This window comes from Aquimarina callyspongiae, from assembly GCF_034322225.1.
Classification (GTDB): Bacteria; Bacteroidota; Bacteroidia; order Flavobacteriales; family Flavobacteriaceae; genus Aquimarina.
Genome location: NZ_JAXLPA010000006.1, coordinates 23,055 through 39,489, shown reverse-complemented (window position 1 = coordinate 39,489; position 16,435 = coordinate 23,055). Strand labels below are relative to the sequence as shown.

Below are 16,435 nucleotides of genomic sequence, written 5' to 3'. Positions count from 1 at the left end.
GAAATAGTTCTGTTTAACGGTTTAACGTCTTAAAGCATCAAGGTATCTATTTGCTTCATTTAATTCTTGTCTTACTTTATCCAATTCTTCTTGATATTCTTCTATTCTCTCATCAACATCATCAAATTCTTTGAGCTTAGTTTTTAACGCCTGAATATCTACATAAGAATTTACAATATTTGTATACATATCATATCTATAAGTAGAATCTTCTTTAGGAATAGATTTCTGCAGATCTACTATTTTAGAGTTTATCAAAGCATTAATATACTGTAAGTTTTGACCTGGAGTATCTAAAGAATCTATTAGAGATTTTACCTCTATCATTCCTTCTGAGAATTTTTCCTGAAATTGCATTTCTTTTTCAATCAATGCAGAACGTTCTCTCCAAACGGCATTTTCTTTAAACGGAATTCTGTCAAAATCAAAATAGAACGCAGTTACTATCAACGCGGTAGTAAATAGAAACAATAGAAAAAATTTAAGTATACTATTCCTTCTTTCTTTACTATTCTTAGGTTTCATAAATATAATTTAGATTTGTGTAATATGTTTTCTTAGTCCAATAAAAAGCTTCGTCTACTCTTAACGTCTGTTTTAGCAATAACTTCTTCCTTAACAAATATATTAGAATCTGATTTTTTTCCAATATAATCCAACTCATTTAATTTTTTAAACAGAGATAGCATAAGTTTAGTAAAGCCAGAAACGTGATGTAATGATTTATTAATATCTGTATGTTGATATTCTAACTCTATCATTTCAACTAATACATTTTCAAAAGCTCCTTGATTAAGATCACACCAATCAGACAAATAATTTAATAATTCTTCCTTACCTGTACCAACATATACATCCATACTATTTTTGATCACTCTTGATAAAGCCATAAGCTTTATAATCATTGTAACAGGAGGTAATTGCCTATCGTATAATCTAAATTCTGGTAAAACTCCTCCCAGATGTTGTAGTACATTCTCTGTTAAAGTCAACACCATTCTGGCAAGATCATTTGTTTGCTTCTTTTGATGAATTTTTTGAATGATATTCATCGAATACTTTTCTATTGCATTAAAAAAAGTATGAATCTCGGTATATATGTATCTTAAATCTTGATGACTTTGTATCGAAGTACAGGGTGGTATAAAATCTTCTGCCAAAGCTGGTACTCCTTCTGTAAAAACAATTTTTCCAATAGTTATATGATGTTTTCCAAATTCATCTAAATTAGCTTCATTCGTACTTATCACATGAAGATTATATTGAGGTAACACATAAGGATGTCTTGGTGGTTCTTCATCGGCATCAGAATCTCCGATAGGAACTCTAACATATGGGTTGACACTTAAAACGACATAACACTCCTGATCCTCTTCATTGACTTTATATTCAGTTTTAATGACATTTCCCATTTGCTCAAGAAAAGAAGATATCTCAGGAGTAATAGTAATAATATAACCTCCTGAAGTTATCGCTTTACACCTATTAAGCTGAACCTTAATCGTATCTTGCCCATCCATAGAAAACACCATATCAACAGCTTCTTGAGCTACTAAATCTGGAAGTAATCCATAATTAACCGCATTTATATCTCTAGACGCAATCAATTGTAAAGACTGAGTAAAAGCATTTTCAGATTCTATAAAATGCTTTTTATTTATTTTCATACCATCGATCCAATTAACCTGATGGTGATTTTTGTTTACTGTACTCATATATTATCCAAATAAAGCTGTTTTAGAATATCTAATAACAATACTCTTTATGCAATTATTTTTTTCTCTAGCAAGCTCTAATTCTTTTATTTTAATTCCTTTTCCTTTGATCTTTTGACAAAATTCAATAAACGAAGTTCTTTTCTTATTTACAATAATTGTCAAATTAAGATTACCACATAAATATTCATCAAAATCATTTGCACTTGCTTTTTTCTTAGATACCGCAAGTAGTTTAGCTTTAAATTCTGACTCTCCAATAAAAGGAGCTTTAGCCTCTTCCTTATTTTTTTCTTCTTCATTATCAATTATCGGGGCATATTTAAGGTTTGATCTAGAGTCTTTTGGTCTTGAAATGGTTGTAACAACACGTTTGTCTCTTTTCTTTTTCTTAGAAAGAACTGTAATTTGCTTTCTGCTGCCATATCTAGGATCTCCATTAACAACCAGAGTAATCGTCTTTAAGCCTGGTTCTTTGTAAATATACTCTGGATTCTTTTTGGTAGAATTAATCGCAGCTGTTTCTCCAAACCTCCACTCCCAACTATCAGCTTCTAAAGTCTTATCTTTTATTTTTAAAACCTCTCCAACTTTTATTGTTTCAGGAATATCAAATCTTGCCAATCTAGTCGAATCCAGGATAAAAACTTTTTCTTTAATGGTTATCGTTTCTATACTATTGCACTTGCCGTTAATTGATAATCTAACCTCGTATTTTCCAGGTTTCTCATAAGTATGAAAGGGAGATACACGCGTATCCACTTTAGAACTATCCCCAAAATCCCATTCTCTTGTTACTACACCTGTAGTATTATCTTTAAATCTAATGATCTCTCCAGCCCTATAGTTTCTGGCAACGACATCAAAATCAATAATCTCACAAGGAGTATGGTTCATATATCGATAACCAAATACAGTTGCTGAGATCAAAATAGTGATCACAAAAAAAAGTGTTATACTTTTATCCATGTGATAATTTGTTATACTATCCTTCTTCATTATTGTTCTGTTTTTTTAAAATAAAAAATACAATCATTAACTCATTACCCTTAGCTTATATGGGAAAACATTAAGAGATTGTTCTTCTAAAATAGCCAAAATATTACTTTTAAGCGCATTCCATTCTACCTCCATTGTTTTAACCTTTTTATTTGGGTATAATAATATTTCTATACACGGAATTAAGCCTTTACTGATTCTTATATCCGTTTTAAATCCTTTATTTACTTTAACCTCTTCTACTTTATTACTACAAAGTTCATAACAAAGAGCTTTAACATCTTCTTTGGTTACAATTCGATTTCTAGATAACAATGCTCTACGATAGGCATGTAATCTTTCATCCATACTTAAATTATTTTTACCTTGAAAAGTAGATGTTAAAAACATACTTCCTTTTTGTTTTAAATCACTTCCTTGGTATATATTTAAGCTATTTCCTGATTTGATTTGATTGGCTTCTTCTCCATTTGTTGTCCAATATTCTACTAATAGTGTATCTTTTTTCTTATACGGCTTCACAGAAATATAATTAGTATCTGCAGAAGCTTTATTCATATCAGAAACCTTTTTTTCTAATAATGATATGTTTTGATTAAGTTCATTAATATTCGCTTGTAAAAAATCATTCCCAAAAAAAGAAAAAGAAGCACTCTCGTCTTTTAATAATTCTATTAAGTGTGACAAATATTCTCGTGCCTTTCTAGAGTCTAGTTTACTAACATTATCTCTACGCACAACAAATGTGCCTTTATGCTCCTTAGAAGAATCATTTTCTCTTAACTTATATATTTTACCAGAAGTATTGGTGACTTTTTTTACATCCAAAAACAAATCCTGGGTACTAACCGGTACTATATCTATATAATCTTTTAATTGATATGAAATACTTTCCCACTTTCTATTCAAAGTTGGAAACGCATTAAAAGAAGAATACACACTTTCTAAAACAGAATCATCTATTATTCTTGGAAATACTATTTTAATCCAATTAAGCCCTTCTAAATCATCATGATTATCTAGATTTATAAAATTAGAAAATTCTTCCGGAATTTTACCATCCTTTCTTAAGGAAACCTTTGATTTTATAGAAATAAAATGTTTTTGATACAGCTTTTTAACCTGTTCTTCTATATTTCTTGTTTTATTAGGTTTATAATCAAAAATCGATTCTAAATGTGCTTTATCAGAATGATTGCTATTATGATAACCTGTAACTACATTTATTAGCTTTCCTTCAAAGAAAAATTCAGCATTTTTAAGATGGTGATAAAAGAGCTCATTCTTTAATACATCTAGAAACTCAAAATAAAGCGAAGTATCCTTTAATAATACTCCATCTTTTTCCGTTTTTATTCCCAAATACAAAGTAGACGGTTGAGCTGTACCTCGATTAATTACAGAAAGGTCTATATTGGATTTACGTTTTCCTTCAATTTCATACAATTGATTACCACATAACATATGGGTTATTGATGCATCAATGAGAACACAATCCTGCACTGGAGAGAAATATATGTTTTTTAATTCATGACTAGCATTCTGAGTCCTAATCTTCTTTTTATAGTACAAAAGATGTTCTTGAGTAATATTTGTTCTTTTCTCTACAGGTTCGGCATAGGCGATCGCATGAGAAGGTCTTGCCCCATATAATGTTTCAGGAGTCATTAACTGAATCAATCGTTCAGTAACTCTGGTTTGAGAACTATCAATCTCTCCAGAGATTTTTTCAATTTCTGATGCACAAGCACCTATAAGTAATGAAACAATAGGATCAAAAGAGCTTTCAATCTCATTAGGAGAAACTCCCCAAAGAGAAGCTGCCTTTTTAATCATTCTATTCTTTATCTGTATCTTGGTTTCTGAGCTCATAAAACGATATTAATATGAGAGAGGAGCGATATAAAATCTTTCTAAACAAGCAAAAGGTTCATTGGTTTGTTTAATAATACCATTTACATTTATATCTACACGTTTTTTAATTCTATTTAAATTTCCTCTATTTTTAAATTCTTCTTGTTGAATCATTACCTCTACTGTAACTTTTTTCAATCTTTTTTCTTGAGAAGTAATACTATCCACAAGAGATTCTGTTATAGTATTACGTAATTTATTGGTACTAGTAAGGTTATCAAAATCTACATTCCAAATAGAACACCCAAAAGTTTCATCAAAAGAGCATTCCCCAAAATAAGAAGTAGTGATAAGATGAATAAAATTGATAATAGACTGTTTAATATCACACTTATCGACCTCTTTATTATTAGCCATACCCAAAGTATCCAAAGGCAATTTGTAATAAGATGTAATCATGGATTTAATTAGTGATTTGTGAACAATAAAAGTATACCGCAATTTAATAAAGATTTTATTTAAAGAAGCTTCTTTGACTAATAAAGTAGCTCTTAAATAAAGATATTTTTATAATAATCTTTAATTTAATGTTATCACTGAAAGTAGGGATAAAATTAACTACAAGTTTTTTATCTTTGCTAAAATTACTCTTGAAAATGAACATATTTTGTAAAACTTTAGCTGTTTTTATTGTTTTAATCGGAATGGTGAGTTGTGGAGGTGCTAAAAAAGCACAAGAAGAAGCTCTTGCCCAAGCCAGAAAAGATTCTATCGCCCGAGCACAACAAAATGCCATTCTACCTATTCAAAAAAAGTATGGCACTATCCTTAGTGTTTCTCCTAAAGAAATTAAACCAGTAACTTTATATAAGTTTATTGATAACTGGATGGATACTCCTTATAAAATGGGTGGAGAGACAAAAGACGGAATTGATTGTTCATTTTTTTCGCAATACCTTTTCCATGATGTTTTTGGACATTTAATAGAAAGAACTGCTCAAAAGCAATACGATGCTCCTGATACCGATAAATTTATCGGACAAGAATTTTTAAAACTAGGAGATTTACTCTTTTTTAACGAACGTGGTTCTGAGCATATGCCTATTACTCACGTCGGTGTTTACTTAGGTAATGACAGGTTTGTTCATTCTACAGCTCGTAAAGAAACTAATTCTGGAAAAAACGGAGTTCAAATCAGTGTATTATCTAAAAGGCATTGGCAAAAAATGTTTGTAGCTGCTGGAAGAAAACCAGGGATTACCAAAGCATTAAGCAATCAATAAACGTATTTTTATCTGTTCCATTACAATTAACAATGAAAAACAAATCTGTACAAAAAGTCTATGAAGAACTCGTATCTACGTATCAAAACTTAAAAGCTGAAGTTTTTGTTACAGAGATTCTTGAGAATTCTGATTTAGATCTTACAGATATTGATATTTTTAATAAAAGTACTTTCTCAAGATCATATCGAAGAGATATTATTGATTTTGATTTAAATTCTTATTCAAATCCCGAAGAAAAAATTCAATTTAATCTAGCTCGAAATGGTATCTATGATATCCTTCCTGAAGGGTTATTTCACGATCCCATTAAAAACAAAGACAATCAGTCTTTTAAAGAACTAAGACAAAAACATAAGACACAAGAAAAAGAAGCCAGAGCGTTTTTCACTCCTTTAGAAAATGAATTTTTTGTTCAAAAGGTAAAAATCGAACAAAATGAAAGAACGTTAATCAATAAATTCACTGATCTAAAAAACGATTTTCTTCAAAAATTCTGGAAACTTCATAAAGATATCCCAACAACCTATAGTATTAGACTCATCCAATTATTACCATACGCCCATAATATTTCGGGAGATTTAGATTTAATCGCATTAAGTCTTGAAAAAATAATTGATGAAAAAGTCCTGATAAAGAAAAAGTACAAAACCATAAAAGAAGTTGAACAAAAAAATGGTAATAATTCAGAATTAGGTATAGATTTTGTATTGGCTTTAGAAGAGACCAATATTTCATATCCATTTTTAGAATTTACCATTGGTCCCATAAAAAAGGAAAGCGTCGATAATTATACCAAGAACGGTATTACTTATAAATTTATTAGTATCTTTTGTGACTATTTTCTCCCCATGGAGATGGATTCTGATATCAATATAACATATTCGGATACCGAAGAATCTTTTGTCCTTAATGAGATTAACAGTCCCAGAATAGGTCTAACAACAATAATATGAGATAAGCCATAAAAACAAGATTGGCACTAACCAATATGATTATTGGTGATTCCATCTGACTTATGGAAAACAATAAAATAAACAGATGAATATAATATTACAGTCTCCCGTGAGTATGGATTTTTTAAAAGTAGGAATAGTAATGTTAATGATAAGTGCATTACTAATGGGCTTTGTTGTTGGTCTAAAAAGACTTTTCACCAAAAACAAGAAAAAATTCTTTCTTTATCTAATAGTAACTTTATTATTGTTTGCAGGTACTGCTTTGTTAAGTAATGAAAAAGTACTTAATGATATCCCATTAAACAGTTTTATAGGGTTTCAAATTATCTTCTTAATTCTGGGATGTATTCATGTAATTGCTTTACGAAAAGTTTTTCCTGATCTATCTGAGAATTTTTCAGATTTTTGGACAGAATTTTTGTATACTATTGTTATTACATGCCTGGGATTAATAACCTTTATAATGGTCGTAGGAATATATAAACCAGAGTATCAATATATATTTACTGCCTCTGCATTATGGTTTGTTATTCCATTTATGGTTGTTAAATTATACGAATTTGCTATTTCCATTCCTGTCTCAGTATATAAAAAATGGTTTTATCCTATTGATAAAAAAATCAAAGATCCTAGTGACGAAGAATTACAAAATCCTCTAGTTATTTCTTTTGAATTTAATAAAGGAAAAAACTTGGATGAGTTGAGCAATTTTAGATTAAAAGCTCCTGAAAAAATGGAATTTGGAAAACTATTCTATTTTTTCATTAACGATTATAATGATAGACATCCTGAAGGAGAAATAAAATTTCTTGATGATAAAAACAATCCATACGGATGGATTTTCTACACAAAACCAAAATGGTATAAATCTCAAAGACATATTGACTTTACAAGAACCATAGAAGGCAATAATATTAGAGAAGATAATATCATTATCTGTCAAAGAACATAGATTTCACAAATTCTTTAAAAAAATTTAAAAAAATAAGGCTTTAATTTTCTCGTTAAAGCCTTATTTTTTTTGGATCAACGCCAAAAAAAGAGAGAATTCCCCTGAAAACAGTGTAATACTTTTCTGTCGCAATCCCTTGTTTTACTTAAGCTTAACACAGAATCCATAAGGTTATTCGCTATTTTTTGAGTATATTTATGCTGTGCATAGTCACGTTTATTTATACTTTATTATTTATTATTAATTAAAATTTTTTATTATGTCATTTAATGCAACCTTAGAGATCGACGGTAAGAATTTTACCGTATTATCATTTAACTACCAAACTAAGCAAGAAGTTGATGTAACAGGTCGTCCTTCTTCTGTTAATAGAGCAGGTATGGCTACCTTTACTCTTGAACTATCCAAAGATGCTGATCTTTTTTCAAGTTGGGCATTTGACAGTTACTTAATGAAAACTGTAACTGTAAAATATGAAAAACGAGATACTAAAGCCACTCAAAGGACAATTACCTTTGATCATGCCTATTTAGTGAAGTTTAGTGAAAACTTTGAATCTACTGGTTCAATTCCTGCAACAATTACATGTACTATTTCGGCTCAGAAGCTTACTGCAGAAGCAGATGTTCATGAAAACAACTGGGTATAAACTCCCTTTAGTTACATAGGAATTATAAAAGGGAGTGGTTTTCACTCCCTTTGTTCACTTTGCGCATTAATCAGTTTTATATTATGAATAAAAAACATTTATAAATAGTTTGTATTCGTGATGTAATAATCTGGTTGATGATATAGTTATTAATACTAAAACATCACTTATGTCATTTTTAGCAACATTAGAGCTTGATGGTGAGACCTGTAATATTCTTGACTGTTCTTTTACATTTAGACAAGATACCGATTATACAGGCAGACCTTGTTCAAAACCTCAAGGAGGGCAAATCAGGTTACTTATTGAATCTACATCAAAAACTGATTTTTTAGAATGGATGATCTCTCCAACAATTACAAAAAAAGGTGAAATTACTTTTTATCGTAGAGATAATATGTCTAGTCTTAAAAAAGTAGAATTTACAGGGGCCTATTGCATTGAATACACCGAGCATTTTAACGGAGAAAATGCACAACCATTACAAATTCATTTGATTCTGTCTGCAAAAGAAATCACCGTTAAAGGAACCACTTTTGAGAATAACTGGCCTGCAAAGGCTTAAACAAAAGCTGGTATGGGAAAGCAGCATAAGAAAAAATCAAAGCTCGAGCGTAAAAAAGAGCTCGGTAAATTATACGGCGTTTATATGAACGCTTATGGTGGTTATGCGGATGAAAAAAAAGAACAACCTCTGGTTGAGATTATAGAAGAAGTTGCCACTCACGTTAACATGACACCATCATATCTCTATACTATTATTATAGGAGAAGGTCTTGGCGAAGTTTATGTAAAACATGATTTTAACTATAAGAAAGGTAAATTAATTACTGATAAGAAAATAAATGGTTTTCAGAACTTAGGTTTGGATTTTTTTAGTTCTCCAAAAGAACTTCCTAGATTTAAAAAATACCTTCCTAAAGATTATAATGAAGGAGATGAATATACAGCCAGGTCAGAGGTTCGAGATGAAAGATATGGCAGAGAAACTGTTCCTAGCGCTGATTTTAAAGATCTGGAGAGTGCAATTTATGGATTTGCAGCGGTAATTAAACATCGAGAAGAGTTATTTATAAAGCATTATAAAAACTATGGTTATTCTAAGCCAGATGAAGATCAAATGGCTTATTGGACCTATTATTATTATCAGGCAGAAGGAGATGCAAGAAGAGCATTAAAAAATAGAGGTGAATTTGATATTTTTAAAAACAAATCCACGTCTAGATCGACCATTCATGTAAAAGCTTTAGAAAGAGTTGCTGCTTGGAGGTACGTACAGCATTATAATATTTTTTCAAAATGAAAAAACTGATTGTCTTTAGTATTTTATTACTTGCTTGTATTTCTTGTAATGCACAGGCCAAACTGCCTGATGAAAACTTTCAAGAAACCCAAGACGATAATCTAGTTAAAATCTATCAAAAGTTTAAAGAAAATCAACACGATTATGGAGAGAATGCCAGGGATACTATTTTAAATCGTTTCCGTAGTTCTCTTCTTAGAACACTTAAAGATCCTAAGTTTTCAAACTACACCTTTGATAACCTAAAAAAAGAAATGCTAATTAAATCCTCAAAGGATAACAAATTAATGGTGGTTTCCTGGGATGAATTAAATGGCGGTACCTGGAAAATCTTTAACTCTGCATATCGATATCAAAAAGGAAATAAGATTTATGTTGATTATTTAGCAAAAGAGATAAAAACTGATGGAAAAATTGATTTTACAGATGTTAATTATTATAAAATTTATAAAATCAAAGAAGATAACTATCTTGTATTAGGATATGGTACTCACGGACATGGTCATGAGTTTTATACTATGCGTCTTATGAAATTCAAAGAAAATTCTTTACAAGATTGTAAAAATTGTTTTGATAAAAAAGATCAATTGGTGTTATATAAAACTCGAGGTGGAGATGACAGCATTACTTATGATCCAGATCAATTAAAAATACAATATCCAGAATATGTAGAGGACAAGGAAACAGGTTTTATGAAATCTACAGGCAATACTATTACACTCATATATAAAGATAATGGATTTGCAAAAGTGAAATAATTAAAAACAGGTGGCTTTTATAGATATAACCTGAAATAAAAAAATAAATATTATGGCATTACAATCTAATACACAAATATACATTGGAGGATCTGCAATAAAAGCTTATAAACGATTAATGCTGCATCAAGAAATAGATTCTCACCATATATTAGAACTGGTTTGTAGAATGGATGTTCTTGAAAGTATCACTCAAGATATTGCCTCAGAAAGTAAAAACTATCTTGGACAAGTTTTAACTATACAAATATCTTCTATAGGAGAGTTATCAGGATATCATCAATTAGAATTTAAAGGTATTGTAACTGCTGTTAATAGTACAAAGGGATTTCATCGTCAAAATGGCGACTTGGTCACTATTAAAGCGCAAAGTTGTAGTATTATTGCAGATGACGGTCCAAATTACACCTCATATAATGATATCGATTTAGGTTCTATATTGGAGAACACTTTTCAAGGATATGATCAATCCAAATTAGAAAATATATTCGCTCCCAGGTATGCAGATAATATTCACTATAGTGTACAACATAATGAAAGTGCTTATGAATATGCAAGTCGATTAGCTGCTCAATATAGTGAATGGTTTTATTATGATGGAAAAGCGTTAGTTTTTGGGAAACCAGAAGACGATGAAGAAGTAGAGCTAACGTATGGACATGACCTTCAAGAATTTTCAGTTAATTTAATTCCTTTATCTAATAACTATAGATACTTCACTAATGACTACCTTACTGATTCACAACACAATAAATCCTCAAGTCAAGTAAGTTCAGGAGCCAATGGTTATAATGGTTTTACTAGTAATAAAAGTGATGCAATTTTTTCTAAAGAAACCGCTGTCTACCTAAATTCTTATAATGATCCTCAGCTCAAACAACGATTAGATCGTCACGTAGAACAACAAAAAAAATCAAACGAAATTAATCAAGTTGTCCTCTCAGGAGTTAGTGATAATCCAGGAGTAAATATTGGTAAAGTCATTAAAATTCAAGGTGACGGAGCTGAGTATGGTCGTTTCAGAATCACGAGAGTAACACATACCAATACCGAAAATGGAAAATATCAAAATAGATTTGAAGGTGTAACCGCTGATCTTGATGTTTACCCTAACACTAATATGATGGCTTTTCCTAAAAGTGATACACAGGTGGCTATTGTAAGAGAAAATAATGACCCTGACGGTCTTAGTAGAGTAAGAGTTGAATTTCCTTGGCAAAAACAAAACGGTGAACTTACACCGTGGTTACGAATTGTAACTCCTCATGCAGGAGGAGATAAAGGTTTTCATTTCGTTCCCGAAATTGATGAAGAAGTTCTTATAGGATTTGAAGGAAGGAATGCAGAGCGCCCTTTTGTTATGGGGACTTTGTATAACGGAAGTGCTAACCCCTCAAGTTGGCAAACCGAGGCTAATGATATAAAGGCTATCAGAACCAGAAGTGGTCATACTATAGAATTTAATGATACGAATGGCAGTGAATTTATTTCTATAACAGATAAAAATAGAAATTTAATCCATATTGATACTGCTAATAACGATATTACAATATCTGCTGGCGAAAACATGGTTTTAAACGCAAAAAACATGCAAATTAATGTAGAAGAAAATCTCGATATTACTGTTGGTAAAAATAAAACAGAAAATATTAGTGAAGATTCATTTATCATTGCCACCAATGAGGAGAAACAAATAGGAGAAACAATCAAAGTCATAAGTAGCGAATACAAACAAGAAGCTCAGGAAATTAGTACTGATGCCAGTGGAGAAATAAAAACTAATGCAGGAGGTAAAATTACGATTGCAAGTGCAGAAACGGTGGAATATGGCGAGTAAAAACAGTATACTTAATACTGTTCTATGGATAACAATATTTACCATGATGAGTGTTGGAATTGTTTCTTGTCAGAAAAACAATTCTCATAAAACTAAAATTAATACCACTAAAGAAATGGAAAAATACGAATGGAGACCTACCGCTTGTGCACCTAAGTATAACCCTATGCAGATTCATAATGGTCGTCTGATATATAAAAATGGAGAAAGTATTTATATTCCAAAAGGACATACCTTACATCAAGGGTGGGGTAAAATAGGACCTACTCATGTGGTTGGGGATGATTTAAAACCTATACCTATAAAACTAGAAATCACCTGGATTTCATACCGTGAAAAGAAATTTTACAAAGGAACCTTTGATCTTCCAACAGAAAAAATAAATAAATTATTTAAAGAAGGATATATTAATCGTTTTGGCAAAAAAGATACCTACAGTAGAATAAATGTGGGATTAGCTCCTAAAGGAGTACTTGTATTATGGATGATGGGCAATGGATGGTCTAAAGAAATTGCAAGATTTCAAGCTTCAGAAACAGAAATAACCATTCAAGAATTTGCTCCTTCTGCTATTATCTCAATGGAAGAGTATCTCAATTCAGTATTAGAAGACGACTTTAATGAGGAAACTAAAGCTAAAATGAATCCCGATAGTATTCCTTTCGGAAAATGGGATAACTATAGAACAAGGTATAACTGGAGACCGGTAATAAAGTTTACAAATGAAGCAACTTTAAAAGAAACTCAAATAACATTCTATAATGGAGAAAGCTTATATACTTTAGGGTCAAACAAAATACTCAATCAATTTATCGACTACCCTATCCCTGATCATATAAAATTAGAGTGGACGGATAAAAACAATAATGAGTTCGGAGCTAAAATATATTTTGACGAAAATGAAAGTAATATACTTTTTGAAAAAGTATACAAAAATAAAAATCAAACACCAACGGAGTTAGTTTTAGAAATTGATAAATACAATAGTAACCTTACAATCTCTTTACAGAATGAATTAGAAACCATCAGTTTTAAAAAAGTAAGAATTAAGGTTTACGAAACTTCTAATTAAAAATAATATGGGAAGTATAGGATTAACAGCAACATCGTCTGGAGCGCAAGAAACTACAAAAAATGTACTTAGCGGAGTAAATGTACAAACTGCACCTGTACACGTGGGTAATGCCGAATACGAAGAATTAACTCCTGATGAAAGCGTAAACATTACCGCAGCAGTATTTTTTGATGGTACCGCAAATAATAGAGAAAACACTAATATTCGTTTAGAATATGAAAAAATGAAGCGAGGGGAACCTCATAATGAAGAATTAGTAAGAAAGTATCGTGATTTTTGGTGGGGAACTCCTTGGAGTCCAAATAAAACAGGTAGCTATGACAATGATCATTCTAATATCTCAAGAATAGAACCTTCTTATGAAGCCGTAGATGAAGAAAGAGAAAAGAAATTTTCTATTTATATAGAAGGACAGGGAACAGAAAATGGCAAATCCGATTCTACTCTTGGGTTAGGTTTAGGAACAGGATCCACTGGTATTCGTGGAAAAGTAAAAAAGGGATGTGAAGAAGTTTCTAACGTAATAGCTGATTTAGGAGTTACAGATATAAACATTTTAACTATCGAAACCTATGGTTTTAGTAGAGGAGCAGCGGCAGCAAGAAATTTCATACATGAGATAACACAGAGAAAAGGACAAGTTAAAGAAATTATTACAACTGGATCTGGTGAATATGCTCCAGTTAGTACAACCTTTATATATTACGATGTGGATAATGGAGCGTTAGGTGAATTTTTAAAAGAAAAAGGTATTAAAGTAAAAATGGTTATTATTCATTTTGCTGGGTTATTTGATACAGTAGCTTCTCTAGGAATTTCACACGATAATAATACCGCCGAACTAAAATTAAATGCCGTAAAGAAATCATTACACACTCTGCAATTAGCAGCTGATGATGAACATCGCGCTAATTTTAGATTAACCAATATCAATAGTACAGGAAATCGAGGAGTTGAGAAATTCTTACCAGGAGTGCATTCTGATATTGGAGGTGGATATATCCACAATTCAGATGAAGAAGTGCGCCTTGATTATACACTAACTAATCTTAATGACTTAAGAAGAGAGCGAGAATTTTTAATAGAACAAGGGTGGTTCAAGCCAAATGAGATAGAAGTTAGTGATTTTTGGGGAACTCTTACAGGATCAAGGAAAAACTTAAGTAATAGGTATAGTTATATTCCTTTACAGATTATGGCCAAGTTTTCAATTAACAAAAATGTAAATTTAGTGATGGGCAAAATTACTAGAGACTTTGCTATAACATCAGAATTAAGTTCTACTAAAACCATTTTGGATGAATATGTATTTAATGATGGTATAGAAATGTCTTATGACAACCCAGAACATAAAATGCTATTAAAAACACTTAGAAATCGCTATTTCCATTTTTCTGCTCATTATAGCAGTATAGGAATGGGGCCAAATAGAGTGAGTGGTAATCGAGAACGTGTAACACAAGCGGGATAAACTAAACGAATATGCAACGCCCCCTATCTCATATCGCTCAAATCATTAAACTCAATGGAGAAAGAGTTACTCGTACCTATACTTCAGAAGTAATAAATCAAATTGAACAAGGTAAAAATAAATCATACTCTGCAATTGGTATCGAGTTTGATCTTACTTTTTATGGTATGGATGAGAATGGTTTGCTTAATTATAGGATAGAAAATCGTAAACGTTTTTTATTAAATGAAAAATTCAGTGTTATTCGTAAAGTTGATAAAGCTCAAAAAATCGCATTGAAAGTAGCTGCAATTAATGACGTACTAGAATTTAAAGCTGACAAAAGTTTCAAACTAAACAAAGTTATTAATACCAAAGAAATAAGACGGAAATGGAAGGAAATCAAGATCGATCTATTAGAAGAATATCCTGATTTACTTACAATGATAAGTGATTTTGATTGGCAATTACAAGAAGATAACATTCAGCAACTATTTTTAGAAGATAATTTTTATCAGTTCTTTTTTGCAAATATTTTTTATCAGGAATTCGAAAATAAAAAATCAATCCAACAACCCAAAGTTGTGTCTAATGCGTTAGGTACTATTAACATCCCAATTATAGAACAAAAAAACATCAATAAACAAGATGTTGGGTTCACCAAAGTAGTAATTACATCTGATGCAGAAATGGATATTGATCACAAAAAATTCCCATTAGCTAAGCTTAATGGTTTTTTAGGAAAACTACCAACCAAACCAGGTGATAAACACACACTTGATTTTGATTACAAAGGAAGGTATAAAGTAAAACCAGAATTTGGGTTAGTTACAAAAGGAAAACTAGAATACTCCTTTGAAGTAAAGGATTTATATAAAAAGACAACTACTATAACCTTCAATTTAGAAAAAGATGAGTAGTAAAATCTATGTATTAGACGGTGCATTATTAGAATGCAATCAGGGTTTTGTACCTGCTAAGCTTCTGGTAACAGAAAATCAAAAAGTAAAGATCCAGGGCAAATTCAAAGCCACTGATATGGATGTACAAGTGCCCGCAACTTTTGGACAATGTAAGCTAAAACCAACCAGTGGTGGATACTTACCTTGCGTACCTGCTTTGCAAAAATGGACAAAAACTACCAAGACCTCAACATTAGGCGGAAGTAAAAAATTCTTATACGAAGATTCTGAATGTATGTGTGCAACTGGTGGTAAAGTTACCATTATACAACCCATGCAAATCAATACAGCCGGTAGTGTCAAAGAAAAATTTAAAGAATTAGCCATGACCATTCCTGGTGCAATGATGGGTAATGACAAAGCTCCTAAGGTCGTAGAAAGTTACTGGATGGATGAAAATGGCAAAAAGCAAATTGGTAAAATCAATTATGGTCAGAAAGCTTCCATATTTGTCCTAACAGAGAATATGGATCCCGGAAAAAGTTTAGAAGTAACTGTTTCAGAGAAAGAAAATAAGGAGATTGATGGTCAACAAAAGAAAATGATCTTTTCAGGAACTGTACAAAATGATGGCACTGCAGAATTACAACTTTTAGAAACTGAAGAAGATTGGAATAAAGAAAATTAAATGTCTAGATA

17 protein-coding genes are annotated in these 16,435 nt (G+C 31.1%); 12 read left to right on the top strand and 5 right to left on the bottom strand.

Annotated features, from left to right (window positions below; all coding sequences use genetic code 11):
- Positions 1–21: 21 nt before the first annotated feature.
- From tssO to U0D62_RS22135, 5 genes are read right to left on the bottom strand one after another with little or no spacing between them, the layout of a single operon-like run.
- Entirely contained in the window at positions 22–525 is a 504-nt protein-coding gene (gene tssO, locus U0D62_RS22155) for a type VI secretion system TssO (RefSeq protein ID WP_322289548.1), read from the bottom strand.
- Between the two features lie 32 nt (positions 526–557).
- A complete protein-coding gene (locus U0D62_RS22150; RefSeq protein WP_322289547.1) occupies positions 558–1,715 on the bottom strand; it encodes a hypothetical protein in 1,158 nt (385 codons plus the stop codon).
- Positions 1,716–1,718: 3 nt separating this feature from the next.
- Positions 1,719–2,714: a PKD domain-containing protein gene (locus tag U0D62_RS22145; RefSeq protein WP_322289546.1), complete on the bottom strand. Its 996-nt coding sequence runs from the start codon at positions 2,712–2,714 to the stop codon at positions 1,719–1,721.
- A gap of 36 nt (positions 2,715–2,750) precedes the next feature.
- Positions 2,751–4,586: a type VI secretion system baseplate subunit TssF gene (locus U0D62_RS22140; protein WP_322289545.1), complete on the bottom strand. Its 1,836-nt coding sequence runs from the start codon at positions 4,584–4,586 to the stop codon at positions 2,751–2,753.
- A 9-nt stretch (positions 4,587–4,595) separates the two neighbouring features.
- A complete protein-coding gene (locus U0D62_RS22135; RefSeq protein WP_322289544.1) occupies positions 4,596–5,027 on the bottom strand; it encodes a GPW/gp25 family protein in 432 nt (143 codons plus the stop codon).
- A gap of 197 nt (positions 5,028–5,224) precedes the next feature.
- Here U0D62_RS22135 and U0D62_RS22130 point away from each other — a divergent pair, with 197 nt between their 5' ends.
- The 12 genes from U0D62_RS22130 to U0D62_RS22075 all read left to right on the top strand — a co-directional run bounded on the left by U0D62_RS22130 (position 5,225) and on the right by U0D62_RS22075 (position 16,424).
- Positions 5,225–5,851, top strand: coding sequence for a C40 family peptidase (locus tag U0D62_RS22130; RefSeq protein ID WP_322289543.1), 627 nt, complete (start codon positions 5,225–5,227; stop codon positions 5,849–5,851).
- A 32-nt stretch (positions 5,852–5,883) separates the two neighbouring features.
- Positions 5,884–6,807, top strand: coding sequence for a hypothetical protein (locus U0D62_RS22125; RefSeq protein ID WP_322289542.1), 924 nt, complete (start codon positions 5,884–5,886; stop codon positions 6,805–6,807).
- An 85-nt stretch (positions 6,808–6,892) separates the two neighbouring features.
- Positions 6,893–7,762 (top strand): TssN family type VI secretion system protein, encoded by an 870-nt coding sequence (locus U0D62_RS22120; protein WP_322289541.1) that lies wholly within the window; start codon positions 6,893–6,895, stop codon positions 7,760–7,762.
- Positions 7,763–8,021: 259 nt separating this feature from the next.
- A complete protein-coding gene (tssD, locus tag U0D62_RS22115; RefSeq protein ID WP_322289540.1) occupies positions 8,022–8,411 on the top strand; it encodes a type VI secretion system tube protein TssD in 390 nt (129 codons plus the stop codon).
- A 169-nt stretch (positions 8,412–8,580) separates the two neighbouring features.
- Positions 8,581–8,976, top strand: coding sequence for a type VI secretion system tube protein TssD (gene tssD / locus U0D62_RS22110; protein WP_322289539.1), 396 nt, complete (start codon positions 8,581–8,583; stop codon positions 8,974–8,976).
- A gap of 12 nt (positions 8,977–8,988) precedes the next feature.
- On the top strand, positions 8,989–9,714 hold the full coding sequence (locus tag U0D62_RS22105; RefSeq protein ID WP_322289538.1) for a hypothetical protein: 726 nt from the start codon (positions 8,989–8,991) through the stop codon (positions 9,712–9,714).
- On the top strand, positions 9,711–10,472 hold the full coding sequence (locus U0D62_RS22100; RefSeq protein WP_322289537.1) for a hypothetical protein: 762 nt from the start codon (positions 9,711–9,713) through the stop codon (positions 10,470–10,472). The genes U0D62_RS22105 and U0D62_RS22100 overlap by 4 nt, the downstream gene beginning before the upstream one ends.
- Positions 10,473–10,524: 52 nt before the next feature.
- Complete coding sequence (locus U0D62_RS22095) at positions 10,525–12,309, top strand: type VI secretion system Vgr family protein (RefSeq protein WP_322289536.1); 1,785 nt, start codon at positions 10,525–10,527, stop codon at positions 12,307–12,309.
- Positions 12,299–13,381, top strand: a complete 1,083-nt coding sequence (locus U0D62_RS22090) for a DUF2931 family protein (RefSeq protein ID WP_322289535.1) — start codon at positions 12,299–12,301, stop codon at positions 13,379–13,381. The genes U0D62_RS22095 and U0D62_RS22090 overlap by 11 nt, the downstream gene beginning before the upstream one ends.
- Before the next feature lie 7 nt (positions 13,382–13,388).
- Positions 13,389–14,855 carry a T6SS phospholipase effector Tle1-like catalytic domain-containing protein gene (locus U0D62_RS22085; RefSeq protein ID WP_322289534.1) on the top strand — a complete coding sequence of 489 codons (1,467 nt, stop codon included), beginning with the start codon at positions 13,389–13,391 and terminating at the stop codon, positions 14,853–14,855.
- A gap of 11 nt (positions 14,856–14,866) precedes the next feature.
- Positions 14,867–15,754, top strand: a complete 888-nt coding sequence (locus U0D62_RS22080) for a hypothetical protein (protein ID WP_322289533.1) — start codon at positions 14,867–14,869, stop codon at positions 15,752–15,754.
- Positions 15,747–16,424: a PAAR-like protein gene (locus U0D62_RS22075; RefSeq protein WP_322289532.1), complete on the top strand. Its 678-nt coding sequence runs from the start codon at positions 15,747–15,749 to the stop codon at positions 16,422–16,424. Before U0D62_RS22080 ends, U0D62_RS22075 begins: the two co-directional genes overlap by 8 nt.
- The last annotated feature ends 11 nt before the right edge of the window (positions 16,425–16,435 follow it).

Coding starts and splice junctions, on each gene's coding strand:
- U0D62_RS22085 (WP_322289534.1), top strand. CDS start 13,389: ATGGGAAGTATAGGATTAACAGCAACATCGTCTGGAGCGCAAGAAACT.
- U0D62_RS22080 (WP_322289533.1), top strand. CDS start 14,867: ATGCAACGCCCCCTATCTCATATCGCTCAAATCATTAAACTCAATGGA.
- tssD (WP_322289539.1), top strand. CDS start 8,581: ATGTCATTTTTAGCAACATTAGAGCTTGATGGTGAGACCTGTAATATT.
- U0D62_RS22130 (WP_322289543.1), top strand. CDS start 5,225: ATGAACATATTTTGTAAAACTTTAGCTGTTTTTATTGTTTTAATCGGA.
- U0D62_RS22135 (WP_322289544.1), bottom strand. CDS start 5,027: ATGATTACATCTTATTACAAATTGCCTTTGGATACTTTGGGTATGGCT.
- U0D62_RS22150 (WP_322289547.1), bottom strand. CDS start 1,715: ATGAGTACAGTAAACAAAAATCACCATCAGGTTAATTGGATCGATGGT.
- U0D62_RS22125 (WP_322289542.1), top strand. CDS start 5,884: ATGAAAAACAAATCTGTACAAAAAGTCTATGAAGAACTCGTATCTACG.
- U0D62_RS22120 (WP_322289541.1), top strand. CDS start 6,893: ATGAATATAATATTACAGTCTCCCGTGAGTATGGATTTTTTAAAAGTA.
- U0D62_RS22145 (WP_322289546.1), bottom strand. CDS start 2,714: ATGAAGAAGGATAGTATAACAAATTATCACATGGATAAAAGTATAACA.
- U0D62_RS22100 (WP_322289537.1), top strand. CDS start 9,711: ATGAAAAAACTGATTGTCTTTAGTATTTTATTACTTGCTTGTATTTCT.
- U0D62_RS22095 (WP_322289536.1), top strand. CDS start 10,525: ATGGCATTACAATCTAATACACAAATATACATTGGAGGATCTGCAATA.
- tssO (WP_322289548.1), bottom strand. CDS start 525: ATGAAACCTAAGAATAGTAAAGAAAGAAGGAATAGTATACTTAAATTT.
- U0D62_RS22140 (WP_322289545.1), bottom strand. CDS start 4,586: ATGAGCTCAGAAACCAAGATACAGATAAAGAATAGAATGATTAAAAAG.
- tssD (WP_322289540.1), top strand. CDS start 8,022: ATGTCATTTAATGCAACCTTAGAGATCGACGGTAAGAATTTTACCGTA.
- U0D62_RS22090 (WP_322289535.1), top strand. CDS start 12,299: ATGGCGAGTAAAAACAGTATACTTAATACTGTTCTATGGATAACAATA.
- U0D62_RS22075 (WP_322289532.1), top strand. CDS start 15,747: ATGAGTAGTAAAATCTATGTATTAGACGGTGCATTATTAGAATGCAAT.
- U0D62_RS22105 (WP_322289538.1), top strand. CDS start 8,989: ATGGGAAAGCAGCATAAGAAAAAATCAAAGCTCGAGCGTAAAAAAGAG.